15 protein-coding genes and 1 riboswitch are annotated in these 17,291 nt (G+C 74.2%); of the genes, 7 read left to right on the top strand and 8 right to left on the bottom strand.

Translation table 11 applies throughout. From position 1 onward, the window contains the following. Positions 1-22: 22 nt before the first annotated feature. The gene (locus ACTMTU_RS07985; protein ID WP_441262782.1) at positions 23-658 is read right to left on the bottom strand and encodes an NADPH-dependent F420 reductase; all 636 of its coding nucleotides are present in this window, start codon (positions 656-658) and stop codon (positions 23-25) included. Positions 659-903: 245 nt separating this feature from the next. Between ACTMTU_RS07985 and ACTMTU_RS07980 the strand changes: the two genes are divergently transcribed. Next, positions 904-1,338 carry a VOC family protein gene (locus ACTMTU_RS07980; RefSeq protein ID WP_441262781.1) on the top strand — a complete coding sequence of 145 codons (435 nt, stop codon included), beginning with the start codon at positions 904-906 and terminating at the stop codon, positions 1,336-1,338. Between the two features lie 34 nt (positions 1,339-1,372). On the opposite strand, the gene ACTMTU_RS07975 is transcribed toward ACTMTU_RS07980, so the two are convergent. After that, positions 1,373-2,599 (bottom strand): HNH endonuclease, encoded by a 1,227-nt coding sequence (locus ACTMTU_RS07975; protein WP_441262780.1) that lies wholly within the window; start codon positions 2,597-2,599, stop codon positions 1,373-1,375. 226 nt (positions 2,600-2,825) lie between these two features. Here ACTMTU_RS07975 and ACTMTU_RS07970 point away from each other — a divergent pair, with 226 nt between their 5' ends. After that, positions 2,826-3,563 carry a hypothetical protein gene (locus tag ACTMTU_RS07970; protein WP_441262779.1) on the top strand — a complete coding sequence of 246 codons (738 nt, stop codon included), beginning with the start codon at positions 2,826-2,828 and terminating at the stop codon, positions 3,561-3,563. Positions 3,564-3,616: 53 nt separating this feature from the next. Here ACTMTU_RS07970 and cobN read toward each other — a convergent pair whose 3' ends face one another. Further along, entirely contained in the window at positions 3,617-7,249 is a 3,633-nt protein-coding gene (cobN, locus tag ACTMTU_RS07965) for a cobaltochelatase subunit CobN (protein WP_441262778.1), read from the bottom strand. A 54-nt stretch (positions 7,250-7,303) separates the two neighbouring features. Beyond that, positions 7,304-7,396: riboswitch (cobalamin riboswitch) on the bottom strand. A 124-nt stretch (positions 7,397-7,520) separates the two neighbouring features. On the opposite strand from cobN, the gene cobG reads away from it, so the two are divergent. The 3 genes from cobG to ACTMTU_RS07950 all read left to right on the top strand — a co-directional run bounded on the left by cobG (position 7,521) and on the right by ACTMTU_RS07950 (position 11,082). Continuing rightward, on the top strand, positions 7,521-8,900 hold the full coding sequence (cobG, locus tag ACTMTU_RS07960) for a precorrin-3B synthase (RefSeq protein ID WP_441262777.1): 1,380 nt from the start codon (positions 7,521-7,523) through the stop codon (positions 8,898-8,900). Continuing rightward, positions 8,897-9,538, top strand: a complete 642-nt coding sequence (locus tag ACTMTU_RS07955) for a precorrin-8X methylmutase (RefSeq protein WP_441262776.1) — start codon at positions 8,897-8,899, stop codon at positions 9,536-9,538. The genes cobG and ACTMTU_RS07955 overlap by 4 nt, the downstream gene beginning before the upstream one ends. A 71-nt stretch (positions 9,539-9,609) precedes the next feature. Further along, entirely contained in the window at positions 9,610-11,082 is a 1,473-nt protein-coding gene (locus ACTMTU_RS07950) for a precorrin-2 C(20)-methyltransferase (RefSeq protein ID WP_441263155.1), read from the top strand. On the opposite strand, the gene ACTMTU_RS07945 is transcribed toward ACTMTU_RS07950, so the two are convergent. After that, positions 11,070-11,810: a cobalt-precorrin-6A reductase gene (locus ACTMTU_RS07945; RefSeq protein WP_441262775.1), complete on the bottom strand. Its 741-nt coding sequence runs from the start codon at positions 11,808-11,810 to the stop codon at positions 11,070-11,072. The genes ACTMTU_RS07950 and ACTMTU_RS07945 overlap by 13 nt on opposite strands. Positions 11,811-11,822: 12 nt before the next feature. On the opposite strand from ACTMTU_RS07945, the gene ACTMTU_RS07940 reads away from it, so the two are divergent. Next, on the top strand, positions 11,823-12,932 hold the full coding sequence (locus ACTMTU_RS07940; RefSeq protein WP_441262774.1) for a cobalt-precorrin-5B (C(1))-methyltransferase: 1,110 nt from the start codon (positions 11,823-11,825) through the stop codon (positions 12,930-12,932). Between the two features lie 487 nt (positions 12,933-13,419). Here the strand turns inward: ACTMTU_RS07940 and cobM are convergent, their stop codons facing one another. Then, positions 13,420-14,169, bottom strand: a complete 750-nt coding sequence (gene cobM, locus ACTMTU_RS07935; RefSeq protein ID WP_364596653.1) for a precorrin-4 C(11)-methyltransferase — start codon at positions 14,167-14,169, stop codon at positions 13,420-13,422. Further along, a complete protein-coding gene (gene cbiE / locus ACTMTU_RS07930) occupies positions 14,166-15,404 on the bottom strand; it encodes a precorrin-6y C5,15-methyltransferase (decarboxylating) subunit CbiE (RefSeq protein ID WP_441262773.1) in 1,239 nt (412 codons plus the stop codon). The genes cobM and cbiE overlap by 4 nt, the downstream gene beginning before the upstream one ends. A 148-nt stretch (positions 15,405-15,552) precedes the next feature. Between cbiE and ACTMTU_RS07925 the strand changes: the two genes are divergently transcribed. Beyond that, positions 15,553-15,810, top strand: a complete 258-nt coding sequence (locus tag ACTMTU_RS07925) for a DUF2277 domain-containing protein (protein WP_441262772.1) — start codon at positions 15,553-15,555, stop codon at positions 15,808-15,810. On the opposite strand, the gene ACTMTU_RS07920 is transcribed toward ACTMTU_RS07925, so the two are convergent. Continuing rightward, the gene (locus ACTMTU_RS07920) at positions 15,776-16,426 is read right to left on the bottom strand and encodes a DedA family protein (protein WP_307706211.1); all 651 of its coding nucleotides are present in this window, start codon (positions 16,424-16,426) and stop codon (positions 15,776-15,778) included. The genes ACTMTU_RS07925 and ACTMTU_RS07920 overlap by 35 nt on opposite strands. A gap of 293 nt (positions 16,427-16,719) precedes the next feature. Continuing rightward, positions 16,720-17,172: a DoxX family protein gene (locus tag ACTMTU_RS07915; RefSeq protein ID WP_441263154.1), complete on the bottom strand. Its 453-nt coding sequence runs from the start codon at positions 17,170-17,172 to the stop codon at positions 16,720-16,722. Between the last annotated feature and the right edge of the window lie 119 nt (positions 17,173-17,291).

Here is a 17,291-nt window from a genome sequence, read left to right as displayed (position 1 = left end):
CCCCGGGCAGCGGACCCCGGGCTCAGGTCGCGGCGCCCGCCCTGAGGAGGTCGTTCGCCTCCTCCGCGCTCAGCTCGGCGCCGTAGAGGCGGGCCCCCGGCTGATGACTGCGGCCGCCCCGCCCGATGTCGCCGGCGTCGACGGGGTCGAAGCCGATGTCCCGGATCAGCCCGGCGACCACGGCCTTGGCCTCCGTGTCGGTCCCGGAGATGGGGATCGCCAGCCGGCCGGGGTCCCCCTTGGGCCGGCCGCGGTCACGGAGGTTCTCCCAGTGGATCGCGTTGAACGCCTTCACCACGTTGGCGTTCGTATGGGCGCGGATCTTCTCGCTGGAGGTCGTGCGGTCGTCGTCGAGCTCGGCGTCGTGGCCGTCGCGCTGCGCGTAGTAGTTGCAGGTGTCGATCACGACCTTGTCCTTGAGGGCGTCCTTCGGCAGCTCCTTGTACCGGCCGTACGGAATGCTGACCACGACGACCTGCCCGAACGTCGCGGCCTGCTCGACCCTGACCGCCCGCAGGGTGCCGCCGATCTCGTCGACGAGCCCGGCGAGGGTCTCCGGGCCCCTGGAGTTGCTGATGACCACGTCATGGCCGATGCGTACGAAATGGCGGGCCAGGGTCGAGCCGACGCGGCCCGCGCCGATGATGCCGATCTTCATGGGAATCTCCTCAGGGTCTCCTCGTCACAATGTTCCGCCGCGCGCGGCGTCGGGGCGGGGGGCGCCGGGGGCGGTCGGGCACAGGTGTCCCCGCGGAGACTCGACGTGGTCTTCCCGTCCGTGTCCTGGTCCATCGGCGGCCGGGTGCCCCTGCCGCAGGTCGTGAAACGGCCCGGGTCCGGGGCCGCCGGGGGCGCTGTGGAACGCCGGGGGCGTTGTCGTAGGCGGCCGTTACCGTCGCCCGCATGACAGTCACCTTCGACCTGACCCTCGACTGCGCCGACGCGCAGCTCCTCGCCGCGTTCTGGAAGACGGCCCTCGGGTACATCGACGAGCCGCCGCCCGCCCCGTACAGGACCCGGGAGGAGTGGCTCGCCCAGTTCGACCTGCCGGAGGACGACTCGGCCGACGACGGGGCATGGCTGTGCGCCCCGGACGGCACCGGCCCCCGCCTGTCGATCCTCAAGGTCCCGGAGCCGAAGACGGCGAAGAACCGCCTCCACCTCGACGTCCGCGTGCCGGGCGACGGCACTCCGGAGGAGCGCTGGGCCCGCGTCCGGGCGACGTCACAGCGGCTGGTCGAGGCGGGCGGCAGCGTCATCGAGACGTTCGACGGGCACCACATCGTGATGGCGGACCCGGAGGGCAACGAATTCTGCGTCGCCGCGGCGTCCGCGTAGGAAGTCGACCGCGGGGCTGCGGGGCGCGGACCTTTCAGCCGTCGGCCGAGCGCTTCAGCCGCAGGTGGGCGGCGAGCGCGACTTCCAGCAGGGTGGCACGCAGGGCTTCCCGGGACCGCCCTCTGGTCTTGACCGCATGGCAGTTGGGGCACAGAGCGGCCATCACGCTCGGATGATCCGGGCCGCCCTTGGCGATCTCCATGATGTGGTCGACCTCGAGGATCGGCGCGCCCGCGTCGGTCACATCGGCGGGCTGGCCGTCGCAGGCCGGGTTCTCGCACACCCCCCGGCTCCGTGCGAGCACGGCCCGCCGGGCAACGCCCGACCGTACGGGACCGTTTCGCAGGCTCGCTCTCCGCCGGACGCCTCCGGCTTCCCCTCGGCCGTCGAGAAGGCGGCACCACTTCTCGTACTGCGCCGCCGCCGTCACGGCCGTGTCCACGACCGGCTCCCGAAGCTGCGCGTCGTCCGCGACACCTTCGTCGTACAGGCCGGTGTCCTCGAGCAGCGGAACAGGGTCGAGACCCTCGAAATACTTGGCGAGGACGGCCTCGATCACCGATATCCGGGCATGGCCCGAGCGGCGCACGATGTCGTGGAACGGCTCGGCCAGCCCGCCACTCGGCCGTTGCTCGGCGAACCAGCTCCTGAGCTCGGAGTCGCCGTGTGCGGCGGGCACCTCACCGACGTGGCCCTCGAGTGTCCACAATCCCGCGCCGTGGAGAGCGAGAACGGGGTAGTCCGGGCGCGGACGCTCCCCTCGCGCCCCGTGACGTTTCAGCAGCGCACCGATCGCCTCGTCGGTCTCGGCCCACGCGAGGCTGCGGGTCTCCCCCCGGCGCGCCCGGCCGATCGCCCACAGCAGAGCGATCGGCTGGTAGAGGCGCGGTCCTTTCGCAGCGCGGGCCGCCCTCAGGCCCTGCACGCGTCGGAGGAATTCCTCGTGAGCGGGGGCGGTCCCGATGGCGGCTCCGGAGACCTGGGAGGCGTCCGAAACCTCGAAGCCGAGGGCGCGGAGCAGCTTGACCGTGTGCTCCTTGCCCCCGGAGAAGGCGTCACGGCGCAGCGGCTGCAGACCGGGGAGAAAACCGTGAGCGGCCCCCAGGACGGCCTTGGAGTCGTAGCGCTTTCCGTCGACGACGAGGAAGTAGTCGCGTGCCCGGCCGAAGCCGTACCGCTTCAGGAACGTGTTCTGACCGATCGCGTCGAATTCCGCGACGGCCTGAAGGACTTGGAGCCGTCCTATGTCTGTGAGCGCCATGCGGGAACGGTAGTCGAGCACACCGACACCGACGGCGGGCACCGGCCCGTGGCCGTTGTGACGACGGGGAGTGAGCGGGTCACGTTACGTGCATGCGCCGGGGCGGGAGCGGCCGGGTCGGGCCGGGCGCCATGGGGGTTCGAGTTGCGGGGGGCGGTGGGCGGCGGATCGTGGAGGTGGGGTCGGCGGTTGCTGGGGCGCCGGCGGGCAAGGGAAGGAGTCGGGCATGGCGGACCGGCACGGACCGTGGGAGCCTGCGTCGGCCCGGGGCGCGCGTGGGTGGGTGGTTCTCGCCCGGGCCCTGGTCGCCCTGATCGTCATGGTCGGTGTGGTCATGGCCGCAGGCGGCGCCGGTCACGCGCCGTCCGCTGTCGCGGCCGGGCGGAGCGTGGCGCAGCCGACGCCGTCCGTTCCGCCGCCGATCGAGCTCAGCGGCACGGGGGACCAGGTGACGAAGCCCTTCGCGCTGACCGGTGGTCTGGCCGTCCTGCGGGCGGAGTGCCCGTCCTGCAAGGGGAACTTCATCGTCGAGCTGCTCGACGACAAGCAACAGGTCAGGGATGTCGTCGCCAACCGGGTCGGCCCTTACAGCGGGTCCAGGGCCGCCGGTGTGCAGGCCGGCGACCACGCTCTCCTGGTCGACGCGGACGCTCCGTGGAGCGTCGAGATCACACAGCCCCGCGACCGGCCGGCGGCGGAACTGCCCCAGAGCTCCACGGGGAGCGGGGATCACGTCATAGGACCCTTCGCGGCGGACAAGACCGTTGCCGTGCGGGCGACCCACAGCGCGGGGAACGACTTCGCCGTCACGGTGCTGGACGCGAAGGGCAGGGCGCAGGATCTCGTCTTCAACGAGACAGGGGACTTCGACGGCGCCGCCGTCGCCCAGATGGCCAGCGCCGGGCCGTACTACGTCAATGTGACCGCCGACGGCGACTGGACCCTGGAGCTGTCCGAGCCGTAGACGTGCGGGCCGGCCGCGGGCGCCGGACGCGCCCGCGGACCGGCCGCCGGCCGTCAGGCGTCGTCGTCCTCCAGGTTGCCCTCGGTCTCCAGGAAGACCTGGCGCAGCTGTTCCAGCACCGCGGGGTCCGGCTTGGCCCACATGCCGCGGGACTCCGCCTCGAGGAGCCGTTCGGCGATGCCGTGGAGGGCCCACGGGTTGGCCTGCTGGAGGAAGGCGCGGTTCTCGGGGTCGAGGACGTACGTCTCCGTGAGCTTGTCGTACATCCAGTCCGCCACGACGCCCGTCGTCGCGTCGTAGCCGAAGAGGTAGTCGACCGTGGCGGCCAGTTCGAAGGCGCCCTTGTAGCCGTGGCGGCGCATCGCCGCGATCCAGCGGGGGTTGACGACACGGGCGCGGAAGACGCGGGACGTCTCCTCGACGAGGGTGCGGGTGCGGATCGTCTCCGGTCGGGTGGAGTCGCCGATGTACGCCTCGGGGGCCGTGCCGCGCAGGGCGCGGACCGTGGCGACCATGCCGCCGTGGTATTGGAAGTAGTCGTCGGAGTCGGCGATGTCGTGCTCGCGCGTGTCCGTGTTCTTCGCGGCGACGGTGATCCGCTTGTACGCGGTCTCCATCTCGGCGCGGGCCGGGCGGCCCTCCAGGCCGCGGCCGTAGGCGTAGCCGCCCCACACCGTGTACACCTCGGCGAGGTCGGCGTCCGTGCGCCAGTCGCGGGAGTCGATCAGCTGGAGCAGGCCGGCGCCGTAGGTGCCCGGCCGGGAGCCGAAGATCCGCGTCGTGGCACGGCGTTCGTCGCCGTGCTCGGCCAGGTCGGCCCGCGCGTGGGCCCGGATGTAGTTGGACCCGTCCGGCTCGTCGAGGGAGGCGGCGAGGCGGACGGCGTCGTCCAGCAGGCCGATGGTGTGCGGGAACGCGTCGCGGAAGAAGCCGGAGATGCGCAGGGTGACGTCGATCCGGGGACGGCCGAGTTCTGTCAGCGGGACCGGCTCGAGGCCGGTGACCCGGCGGGACGCGTCGTCCCACACGGGCCGTATGCCGAGCAGGGCCAGCGCCTCGGCCACGTCGTCGCCGGCGGTGCGCATGGCGCTGGTGCCCCACAGGGACAGGCCGACGGAGGCCGGGTACTCGCCGTTGTCGGTGCGGTAGCGCTCGATCAGCGAGTCCGCGAGCGCCTGGCCGGTCTCCCACGCCAGACGAGACGGCACGGCCTTCGGGTCGACGGAGTAGAAGTTGCGGCCGGTCGGCAGTACGTTGACCAGCCCGCGCAGCGGCGAACCGGACGGCCCCGCGGGAACGAAACCGCCGGCCAGCGCGTGGACGGCGTGGTCCAGCTCGTCGGTCGTACGGGCCAGGCGCGGTACGACCTCGACGGCGGCGAAACGCAGGATCGCCTCGACGTCCTTGCCGAGGTCCGCCGGCACCGCGACCGGGTCCCAGCCGGCGGCCTCCATCGCCTCGACGAGCGCACGGGCGGTGGCCTCCGCCTCGTCGGCGGTGGTACGCGTCGCCGCGGACTCGTCCAGCCCGAGGGCCTCGCGCAGACCGGGCAGGGACTGCGAACCGCCCCAGATCTGACGGGCACGGAGGATGGACAGGACGAGGTTCACCCGCTCGGGGCCGGTCGGGGCGCCGCCCAGCACATGCAGACCGTCGCGGATCTGCGCGTCCTTGACCTCGCACAGCCAGCCGTCGACGTGCAGCAGGAAGTCGTCGAAGCCGTCGTCGTCCGGGCGGTCGTCCAGGCCGAGGTCGTGGTCGAGCCGCGCGGCCTGGATCAGGGTCCAGATCTGGGCGCGGATCGCGGGCAGCTTGGACGGGTCCATGGACGAGATCTGCGCGTACTCGTCCAGCAGTTGCTCCAGGCGCGCGATGTCGCCGTACGACTCGGCCCGCGCCATCGGCGGCACCAGGTGGTCGACCAGCGTCGCGTGCGCCCGGCGCTTGGCCTGCGTGCCCTCGCCGGGGTCGTTCACGAGGAACGGGTAGACGAGCGGCAGGTCGCCGAGGGCGGCATCGGGGCCGCACGCCGCGGACAGGCCCGCGTTCTTGCCCGGCAGCCACTCCAGGTTGCCGTGCTTGCCCAGGTGGATCATCGCGTCGGCGCCGAAGCCTCCGTCGTCCGTGGACGCCGCGATCCAGCGGTAGGCCGCCAAGTAGTGGTGCGAGGGCGGCAGATCGGGGTCGTGGTAGATCGCGATCGGGTTCTCGCCGAAGCCGCGCGGCGGCTGGATGAGGATCAGCAGGTTCCCGCGGCGCAGCGCGGCGAGCACGATGTCGCCCTCGGGGTTGCGGGACCGGTCGAGGAACATCTCACCGGGCGGCGGCCCCCAGTGCTCCTCCACGGACGCGCGCAGCTCGGCGGGCAGCGCCCGGTACCAGCGCTTGTAGTCCGCCGCCGGGATGCGCACGGGGTTGCGGGCGAGCTGCTCCTCGGTCAGCCACTCCTGGTCGTGACCGCCGGCATCGATGAGCGCGTAGATCAGCTCGTCGCCGTCGCCGGACTCCAGGCCGGGCACCGCCTCGTCACCGAAGTCGTAACCCTCCGCGCGCAGCCGGCGCAGCAGGGAGACGGCGGAGGCGGGGGTGTCCAGGCCGACCGCGTTGCCGATACGGGAGTGCTTGGTCGGGTACGCGGACAGCACCAGCGCGAGGCGCTTGTCGGCGTTCGGGATGTGGCGCAGGCGGGCGTGGCGGACGGCGATGCCGGCCACGCGGGCGGCGCGCTCCTCGTCGGCGACGTACGACGGCAGCCCGTCCTCGTCGATCTCCTTGAAGGAGAACGGGACGGTGATGAGCCGCCCGTCGAACTCGGGGACGGCGACCTGGCCGGCCGCGTCCAGCGGGGACAGGCCCTCGTCGCTCTCCTCCCACGCGGCGCGGGACCCGGTCAGGCAGAGCGCCTGAAGGATCGGCACGTCGAGCGCGGCGAGGGCGCCCGCGTCCCAGGACTCGTCGTCGCCGCCCGCGGACGCGTCCGCGGGGCGGGTGCCGCCGGCCGCGAGGACCGTGGTCACCAGGGCGTCGGCGGCGGCCAGTTGCTCGAGCAGTTCCGGTTCCGGGGCCCGCAAGGAGGCCACGTACAGCGGCAGCGCGCGGCCGCCCGCGTCCTCGATCGCGCCGCACAGGACGTCCACGAAGGCGGTGTTGCCGCTCATGTGGTGGGCCCGGTAGTAGAGCACCGCGATCAGCGGGCCGCCGGTGACCTCGCGGCGCGGGGTCCGGGCGAGGCGGCCCCAGGTCGGGGCAGCGGCCGGAGGCTCGAAGCCGTGACCGGTCAGCAGCACGGTGTCCGACAGGAACCGGGCGAGCTGCTCCAGGTTGGCCGGGCCGCCGTGCGCCAGGTAGGCGTGGGCCTCCGCCGCGATGCCGATCGGGACGGTGGACGCCTCCATCAGCTGGGCGTCGGGCGCCTGTTCACCGGTGAGGACCACGACGGGCCGCTCCTGCGCGAGGAGCAGGTCGATGCCGTCCTGCCAGGCACGCAGGCCGCCGAGGAGACGTACGACGACGAGGCCCGTGCCCTCCAGCAGGGCGGGCAGCTCCTCGAGCGCGAGGCGCGACGGGTTCGCGAAGCGGTACGGGACCGGGCCGGCCGCCGCCCGTGCGCTCAGCAGGTCGGTGTCGGACGTCGACAGGAGCAGGATGCTCGGGTGCGCGGGGCGTCCTTCGGACGAATGCAGCATGCGGCGTCTGGCCTTCCTCGGGGTTTCCGCGCCCCGGGCGGTGGAAGACGGCGGGAGTTCCTGGCTCACCCGGCCGCGTGCGCGTGTGCTGCGCTGCTGCCGGGCTCACAGTGGCGGGACCGCGCCGGAATCTCACCGGGCTTCCTCCCCTGACGCCGTCTTCGGCGGTGGTGGGCCGTTTGGCCCGCCGAGCAGCATAGTAGGGGCCCTCCCGTCCCCGGTAGGGCGCTCGGAGCAGGCACCTTGTGTGATGGTCGGTATGCTCGCCGCCATGCCTCCGGCCCCGTCGAACCGCCCGAACAGGGACGAAACTCTCGTAACTCCCGTCCGGGACCGCGGTGATGCCTGCCCCGGCGCGCTGCGTCTGCACACCGCGGACGACGGCGCGCTGGCGCGCGTCCGCGTCCCGGCGGGCGTCGTGAGCGCCGCCCAGGCGTACGCGCTCGCCGACGCGGCGGAGCGGCTCGGCGACGACGCGCTGGACATCACCTCACGCGGCAACCTCCAGCTGCGGGGCCTCGGACCGGGCTGCGGTGGGGAGTTGGCGGAGCTGCTGGACACGGCCGGGCTGCTGCCCGCGCCCGGTCACGAACGCGTCCGCAACATCGTGGCGTCCCCGCTGTCCGGGCTCGACGGGCGGGGGCACCTGGACGTCCAGCCGCTGGTACGGGAACTGGACGCGCTGCTGTGCGCGAGCGAGCGTGCGCCGGAGCTGTCGGGGCGCTTCCTGTTCGCGCTGGACGACGGCCGCGGGGACATGGCGGAGCTCGCCGCCGATGTGATGTTGCTCGCAGAACCGGGCGGCGCGGAGGTGCGCGTGACGGTCGGCGCGGCGTCGGCGCGGGTCCGCGCGGAGGACGGCCCGCGCGCGATGCTGCTCGCCGCGGAGGCGTTCCTCGACGCGGCGTCCGCGACGGGCACGAGGGCGTGGCGGGTACGGGAACTCCCGGGCGGCGGCTCCGAGTTGGCGGACGCGGCGGTGTGGCGGGGGCGCCTTTCCCGTCCGGTCGGTTCCGTGGACCCGGTCGGCTCCGACGCCCCCGAGCGCGCGGCGGCCTCCCGGCGAGGGCCCGGCCCCCGGACCCCCGCGCCTCCGGGACCGGAAAGGTCCGGGCCCCGGCCCGGGCCCGTGGCGGGCGAAGGGCGGGGCGTCGGCGGGGTGAGTGTCGGGGTGCCGTTCGGGCGGCTGTCCGTGGGTGCCTGGCGGGCGCTCGCCCGGGTCGCCCAGGCGCATGGCACCGGCGAGTTGCGCGTCACTCCGTGGCGTGGGGTCGTCGTGCCGGGCGCCGGGCCCGAGCAGTTGGACGTGCTGGCCGGCGCCGGGCTCGTCACCGGTCCCGACTCGCCCTGGCTCGGCGTCGGCGCGTGCACCGGGCGGCCCGGCTGCGCCAAGTCGCTCGCGGACGTGCGGGCCGACGCCACCGCCCACCTGGCCGCCGGCGCGGGCGGGCTGCCCGTGTACTGGTCGGGCTGCGAACGCCGCTGCGGTCACCCCCGCGGCACCTGGGTCGACGTCGTCGCGACCGGCGACGGACGCTACGACCTGGCCGTACGCGGCACCGGCACCGACGAACTCCCCGACCGTCAGGCCCTTCCAGAACTCGCCGACGCCCTCGCGGCGGCGCGCACCATCACCACCCCGACGAAGTGAGCGAGAGCACCGTGTTCGAGTACGAGAAGGACGGCGCGGAGATCTACCGCCAGTCCTTTGCCACGATCCGCGCGGAGGCGGACCTCGCCGGGCTGCCGGCCGAGGTCTCCCAGGTCGCGGTCCGCATGATCCACGCCTGCGGGATGGTCGATCTCGTCACCGACCTCGTCCACAGCCCCGACGTCGTCGTGCGCGCCCGCGAGGCACTGCGGGCCGGCGCGCCGATCCTGTGCGACGCGCAGATGGTCGCCAGCGGCGTGACCCGTAAGCGGCTGCCCGCCGACAATGACGTGGTCTGCACGCTGTCCGACCCGTCCGTGCCGGAACTGGCCGCGAAGCTCGGCACCACCCGCTCCGCCGCTGCCCTGGAGCTGTGGCGGGACCGCCTCGAGGGCTCCGTCGTCGCCGTCGGCAACGCGCCCACCGCGCTGTTCCGGCTGCTGGAGATGATCGAGGAGGGCGCGCCGCGTCCTGCGGCCGTCATCGGTGTGCCGGTCGGTTTCATCGGCGCCGCGGAGTCCAAGGAGGCGCTCGCCGCGCACCCGCTGGGCCTCGAGCACCTCGTGGTGCGCGGCCGCCGTGGTGGCAGCGCGATGGCCGCCGCCGCAGTCAACGCGATCGCGAGCGAGGCGGAGTAGTGGGCGACAACCAGAACGGCGACCAGCAGAACGGCGAGCGCCAGAACGGCGAGGCCCCGAGCACCGGCCGGCTGTACGGCGTCGGGCTCGGCCCCGGCGACCCGGAGCTGATGACCCTTCGCGCCGCCCGCGTCATCGCGGAGGCCGACGTGATCGCGTACCACTGCGCCCGGCACGGACGTTCCATCGCCCGGTCGATCGCGGCCCCGCATCTGCGCCCCGAGCACGTCGAGGAGCGCCTGATGTACCCGATCACCGTCGAGACCACCGACCATCCCGGCGGTTACCGGGGCGCGCTCGACGACTTCTACGAGCAGGCCGCGGCCCGGCTCGCCGCGCATCTCGACGCCGGCCGCACGGTGGCCGTCCTCGCCGAGGGCGACCCGTTCTTCTACGGCTCGTACCAGCACATGCACAAGCGGCTCGCGCACCGCTATCCCACCGAGGTCATCCCCGGCGTCACCTCCATCAGCGCCGCGGCGGCGCGGCTGGGGACACCGCTGTGCGAGGCGGAGGAGGTGCTCACCGTCATCCCCGGCACGCTGCCGGAGGAGGAGCTGACCGCCCGGCTCGCGGCGACCGACTCGGCCGTCGTGATGAAGCTCGGCCGGACCTTCCCCGCCGTGCGGAGCGCGATGGAGTCCTCCGGCCGGCTGGCGGAGGCCCGTTACGTCGAGCGGGCCACGATGAGCGGCGAACGCACCGGTCAACTGGCCGACATCGACCCCGAGTCGGTGCCGTACTTCTCCGTGGCCGTCGTGCCGAGCCGTATCGCGAACCCGCGCCCCGCGCCAGGCAGGGGCGAGGTCGTGGTCGTCGGCACCGGGCCGGCCGGGCCGCTGTGGCTCACGCCCGAGACGAAGCGCGCCCTCGCCGACGCCGACGAACTCGTCGGCTACACCACATACGTGGACCGGGTGCCGCGGCGGCCGGGGCAGATCCGGCACGGCTCCGACAACAAGGTCGAGTCGGAGCGCGCCGAGTTCGCGCTCGACCTGGCCCGGCGCGGGCGGCGGGTCGCCGTCGTCTCCGGCGGCGACCCGGGCGTCTTCGCCATGGCGACCGCCGTGCTGGAGGTGGCGTCCCAGGACGCGTACAAGGACGTTCCGGTACGGGTCCTCCCGGGCGTCACCGCCGCCAACGCCGCCGCGGCCAAGGCCGGTGCGCCCCTCGGCCACGACTACGCCGTGCTGTCCCTGTCCGACCGGCTCAAGCCGTGGGAGGTCATCGCGGAGCGCCTCGCCGCCGCGGCAGCCGCCGACCTGGTGCTCGCGCTGTACAACCCGGGGTCCCGCAGCCGCACCTGGCAGGTGGGCAAGGCGCGCGAGGTGCTGCTCGGGCACCGGGCGCCCGACACGCCCGTCGTGCTCGGCCGGGACATCGGCGGGCCGGAGGAGAGCGTCCGGATCGTGCGGCTCGGTGAACTCGACCCGGCGCAGGTCGACATGCGCACGATCCTGCTGATCGGGTCGTCGCAGACGCAGGTGGTCCGGCGCGGCGACGGCCACGAGATCGTGTGGACCCCGAGGCGCTATCCGGAGTAGGCCCGCAGCCAGTCGGCCGCCTCCTCGGGGCCGGCCACGACCGGGACCCCGTCGGGGACGGGCGGGCGGCGCACGATCACCACGGGCACGCCCGCCTCCCGCGCGGCCGTCAGCTTCGGTGCCGTCGCCGCTCCGCCACTGTCCTTGGTGACGAGCACGTCGATGCGGTGGCGCCGCAGGAGGTCGCGTTCGCCGTCGAGGGTGAACGGCCCCCGGTCGAGCAGCACGTCCATCCGGGGCGGGCACGCCCCCTCGGGGGCGTCGACGGACCGTACGAGGAACCACGCGTCACGGATGTGCGCGAAGGAGGCAAGACCCATGCGGCCGGTCGTCAGGAACACCCGGCGGCCGAGCGCGGCGGCGCGGTCCGCGGCCTCGGCCAGGGAGCCGACCGGATGCCAGTCGTCGCCGTCGGCCGGGGCCCAGCCGGGGCGGCGCAGCGCCAGCAGGGGAACATGGGCCTCCGCGGCGGCCAGCGCCGCGTTGAAACTGATCGTTCCGGCGAAGGGATGGGTGGCGTCGATGACCGCGCCGACCTCGTGCTCGCGCAGCCACCGGGCCAGGCCCTCCGCGCCGCCGAAGCCGCCGACCCGGACCTCGCCGGGGGGCATCCTGGGAGTGGCGACCCGGCCGGCGAGGCTGCTGGTGACACGGGCCGTGCCGTCGGCGTGCAGTCTCTCGGCGAGACGCCGGCCCTCGGTCGTCCCACCGAGGATCAGTACATGCATCGGAGTCCATCCATGAGCGCGGCAACGGGCGGCGGGCGTGAGGCCCAACTCAAGCACACCGGTCTGCGGCCGGGCTGGACGACCGGGGCCTGTGCGACGGCCGCGACGACCGCCGCGTACACGGCGCTGCTGACCGGCGAGTTCCCCGACCCGGTGACGATCACGCTGCCCAAGGGGCAGACGCCGGCCTTCGCGCTGGCCGCGGAGTCCCTGTCCGGCGACTGCGCCATGGCGGGGATCGTCAAGGACGCCGGTGACGACCCGGACGTCACCCACGGCGCGCTGGTGAGGGCCACGGTGCGGCTGCTGCCGGCCGGGTCCGGGGTCGTCTTCCGCGCGGGTCCCGGCGTGGGGACGGTCACCCGTCCGGGGCTGCCGCTCGACGTCGGCGAGCCCGCGATCAATCCGGTGCCGCGGCAGATGATGCGCGACCACGTGGGCGTGGTCGCCGCGCGGCACGGCGGCGGCGGGGACCTGGAGATCACCGTTTCCGTCGACCACGGCGAGGAGATCGCCCGCTCCACATGGAACCCCAGGCTCGGCATCCTGGGCGGTCTGTCGATCCTCGGCACGACCGGGATCGTGGTGCCGTACTCCTGTTCGGCGTGGATCGACTCCATCCGGCGCGGCGTGGACGTGGCCCGGGCCGCGGGCCGCACCCATGTAGCCGGATGCACGGGCTCCACCTCGGAGAAGACCGTGGTGGCGCTGTACGGGCTGCCGGAGGAGGCGCTGCTCGACATGGGCGACTTCGCGGGAGCGGTACTGAAGTACGTGCGGCGTCATCCGGTCGATCGGCTCACTCTGTGCGGCGGGTTCGCCAAGCTCTCCAAGCTCGCGGCGGGCCATCTGGACCTGCACTCGGGCCGCTCCCAGGTCGACAAGGCGTTCCTGGCGGAGCTGGCCCGGCGGGGCGGCGCGGACGAGGCCCTGGCGGCGGAGGTCGCCGTGGCGAACACGGGCCTGGCGGCGCTCCAGATGTGCATGGCGCAGGGCGTTCCGCTGGGCGACCTGGTGGCGGCGGCCGCGCGCGACCAGGCGCTCGGCGTGCTGCGGGGCGCGCCGGTGGCGGTGGACGTGGTGTGCATCGACCGCGCGGGCACGGTCGTGGGCCGCGCGTAGCCCTCGGTCAGGCGGCGCACCGGGCCACCCGGCCGGCACCGGGGCGCCGAGCGCGCCTCCGACCGGGTCGGCCGCAGGCGGCTCCAACCCGTCCCGGGCCCACGGTCAGCAGGCCGAAAGGTGAGTTCGCGGGGTCCAGGAAGGCGGTACGGGGCAAGCGCGGTCGGGGCACCCGGCTCGTGCCGGGGCGGCGACCGCGCCCCCTTCCGACCGTGTGGGCCGCCGGCGGCTCCAGCCCGTCAGCGGGGATCCCCGGCCGGGACGCCCCGAGAAGGCGGTACGGTCCGGCGCGGCCCGGGTCGGGAAGTGGGCCGCTACGGCCGTCAGGCCGTGAAGGAGGCGAAACGCCCCGCGCGGCGGCACGTCACGTCGCGCCCCCGCATCCGGCCGGTCCACCACCCTCACCGCCTCGTCCGGCGCGGCGCGTGTCCCGAACGGGCCCGCTCCCGGCCTGGCACGCCCGCAGGGGCGCACCGCCGCGCCGGGGTCAGCAGACGTGGCGGTCGCGCTCGGCGGAGTACAGGTGGCTGTCGCGGAAGCCGGACGCGGCCAGGACACGGCCGACCAGGATCACCGCGGTGCGGGTCACGCCCGCCTCCTTCACCTGCGCGGCGATGTCCTCCAGCGTCCCGCGCAGCACCAGCTCGTCCGGGCGGCTCGCCATCGCCACCACGGCGGCAGGGCAGTCGGCGCCGTAGTGGGGGAGGAGCTCGGAGACGATCCGGTCGACGTGGCGGGCGCCCAGATGGAGGACGAGCAGCGCCCCGCTGCGGCCGAGGGTCGCCAGGTCCTCACCGTCCGGCATGGGGGTGGCCTGCTGGGCGACGCGGGTGAGGATCACCGTCTGGCCGACGGTCGGGACCGTCAGCTCCCGCTTCAGCGCAGCGGCCGCCGCGGCGAACGCGGGGACGCCCGGCACGACCTCGTACGGCACACCCGCCGCGTCCAGGCGCCGCATCTGCTCCGCTACGGCGCTGAAGACCGACGGGTCGCCCGAGTGGAGCCGGGCCACGTCGTGGCCCTCCTCGTGGGCGCGGACCAGCTCCGCGGTGATGGCGTCCAGGTCGAGCTGCGCCGTGTCGATCAGGCGGGCGTCCGGCGGGCAGTCGGCGAGGAGTTCGCGCGGGACGAGCGAGCCGGCGTAGAGGCAGACACCGCACGACGCCAGGGTGCGCGCCCCGCGCACGGTGATCAGGTCGGCGGCGCCGGGGCCCGCACCGATGAAGTAGACGGTCATGTCGGATCTCCTGCTTTGGTGACGGACCATTGGGTGACGGGCATGGCCTGGCGCCAGCCGGTGAAGCCGCCGACGGGCACGGCGTGGGAGACGGCGAGGCGGACGAGTTCGCCGCCGTGGCGCGCGTAGCGCTCGGCCAGCAGCGCCTCCGATTCGAGGGTGACCGTGTTGGCGACCAGCCGGCCGCCCAGCGGCAGCGCGTCCCAGCAGGCGTCCAGGAGGCCGGGTGCCGTGAGCCCGCCGCCGATGAACACCGCTGCGGGGACGGGGAGTCCGGCCAGCGCGTCCGGTGCGGCGCCGGTGACGACACGCAGGGTCGGCACGCCGAGGCTGTCCGCGTTACGGGCGATGCGCGCGGCCCGGACCGGGTCGCGCTCGACGGTGACGGCCCGGCAGGAGGGGTGCGTGCGCATCCACTCGATCGCGACGGAGCCGGAACCGCCGCCGATGTCCCACAGCAGTTCGCCCGGCGCGGGGGCGAGAGCGGCGACGGTCGCGGCGCGTATGTGACGTTTGGTGAGCTGCCCGTCGTGCTCGTACGCCTCGTCCGGCAGGCCCGGCGCGGCGGACAGCCGCAACGCGCCCTCGTCGAGGCGGCATTCGAGGGCGATGACGTTCAGTGGGTCGCCGGGCGGCTCGGCCCAGTTCCCGGCGTGGCCGTCCACGCAGCGCTCGCCCGCAGCGCCGAGCTGCTCGAGCACCCGTATCCGGGTTCCGCCGAAGCCCCGGTCGCGCAGCAGCGCGGCGACCTCGGCGGGCGTGTCCGGTCCGGCGCTGAGCACCAGCAGCCGGCGGCCGTCGTGCAGCGCGGCGGACAACTGCCCGGCGGGACGGCCGACGAGGGTGACGACGGCGGTGTCCTCGACGGGCCAGCCCAGGCGGGCGCAGGCGTACGAGACGGACGAGGCGTGCGGGACGACGTGCAGCGCGTCCGGCCCCAGCTCCTCGGCCAGCGCGCGGCCGATGCCGTAGAACATGGGGTCTCCGCTGGCCAGGACGGCGAGCCTGCGGCCCCGGTGGGCGGCGAGCAGCCCGGCGACGGCGGGCCGCAGGGGGCTCGGCCAGGTGACGCGCTCGGCCGCGCAGTCGGCGGGCAGCAGCTCCAACTGCCGTGCGCCGCCGATGACGACCTGCGCCTCCCGCAGCGCGTCCTGAGCCGTCCCGGGGAGTCCTGGCCAGCCGTCGGCGCCGATCCCGACGACGGTTACTGCTGGTGAGCGTGGTGCGGGGGTCACTGAGCGGTACCTCGTCGGTGGAACGGCAGGGGCGCAGCCGCACTCTACTGGCCGCCTGCGGCGGCGTCGGCGGGCCCCCGGGTTACCCGCGGTGCACGGCGTGGGCGAAGGTCCGCCCGCTGTCGGTGGTGCGCGGCACACTGGAGGCATGTGCCGCAGCATCAAGACTCTCCGTCCGCCCGTCCTTCCCGAAGAGGCCACAGAGGAGGACATCCACGCCGCCGCCCTGCAGTACGTGCGCAAGGTCTCCGGCTTCCGCGCCCCGGCCGCGCACAACCGCGAGGTGTTCGACGAGGCCGTCGAGGAGATCGCGGAAGCGACCCGCAGACTTCTCGAGGGGCTCGAGATCCGGGGCTCCGGCGGTCTCGCCGCTAAGCGGCAGGCTCAGGAGCCGGACGCCGCATGAAGTAGGCGGCGAGCGAGCCCGCGCCGAACAGCGCGAGCACGGACACCGCCGCGCCGATCCAGCTCGCGCCGAGCCACTGGCCACCGAACCAGCCGAGCCCGACGGCGTAGCCGGCCCAGGCGATCCCGGCCAGGGCCGACCAGGGCAGGAACTCCTTCACCTTGCGGTGCGCCGCGCCCGCGCCCAGCGAGACCACGGAGCGGCCGGCCGGCGCGAACCGGGCGATGACGACGAGCGCGCCTCCGCCGCGTCCGAGCGCCACGCCGAGACGTTCCTGCGCCCTGGTCAGGCGGCGTGAGCGGGCGATGGCCCGGTCCAGCCGGTCCCCGCCGCGCCACGCGAGCCGGTAGGCGACCAGATCACCCAGTACGGACGCGGTCGCCGCGCACAGCACCAGGACCAGCAGCGAGGGGACCTCACGCGGTACCTGGCCCGCCGCGCCGGCTACGGCCGCGGCGCCGGGAGCGGCCGTGGAACCGGCGGCCGCGGCGGTGGCGGCCGTGATCACCAGCACTCCGCTGGGCAGCACGGGCAGGAACACGTCGAGAAGGACGGACAGGGCCACGACGGCGTAGATCCATGGGCTGCCGGTCAGCGACCCAATGCTCTCGAGCACCTTGACTCTCCCCGTTCCTGGCAGGGCCACGGTGTCGCGGGGGAGCGGCAGGCGGCCAGACAGCTGTACAGCGTACGCCTGGAGTGCCGAGGACATCGACAAGGGGCGTTCCCCCGCCGGACACCGGGACGAAACCGCCCGTACGGGGCCCGTACCGACCGGGGGTCTCCACCGGGGGAACGCCCGCCGCCCGTACGGCGCTTGAGGCGGCATCGAGGCACCAGGGGGAGGGGACCAGGACGCCCGGCCCTTCCCGAAGGAAGGACCGGGCGATGCGTGCGCCTGCGGCAGGGTCAGGCGGCGGCGGTGGCCCGTTCCTCGCGCTGCTCCGCCGGGCGGGCGGCGCGGCGCGTCGCGAACAGCCGGTCCAGCGCCAGGGCGCCGGGGCCGGTGAAGACCAGCAGCAGGAACGCCCAGCAGAACATCGCCGACGCCTCACCGCCGTTCTGCAGCGGGAACAGCGACTCGGGCTGATGGACCTTGAAGTACGCGTACGCCATCGAGCCGGAGGCGATGAGGGCGGCGCTGCGGGTGCCGAGGCCGAGCAGGACCAGAGATCCGGCGACCAGCTGGATCACCGCCGCGTACCAGCCGGGCCAGGTGCCGGCCGGGACGGTGCCGCCGCCCGCCGCGCCGCCGAGGACGCCGAACAGTGAGGCGGCGCCGTGGCAGAGGAACAGCAGACCCACGACGGCACGGAACAGGCCGAGCGCATAGGGCTGTGCCTGTTCCAGGCGTGCGGGCAGGGGGGAGGTGCTCATGTGGGGGCTCCTTCGGTTTCGGGGACAGAACCGATGAGGGGGCCCCAGGTTAGGCAGGCCTAATGATTACTTGCAAGTTCAACATTTTCGGGCAGGCTGCTTTT

Origin of the sequence: Streptomyces sp. OZ13 (assembly GCF_052068155.1) — a bacterium.
GTDB lineage: Bacteria > Actinomycetota > Actinomycetes > Streptomycetales > Streptomycetaceae > Streptomyces.
Note: the sequence above shows the minus strand (reverse complement) of the source record. Positions and strands in the feature narration are given on the sequence as shown.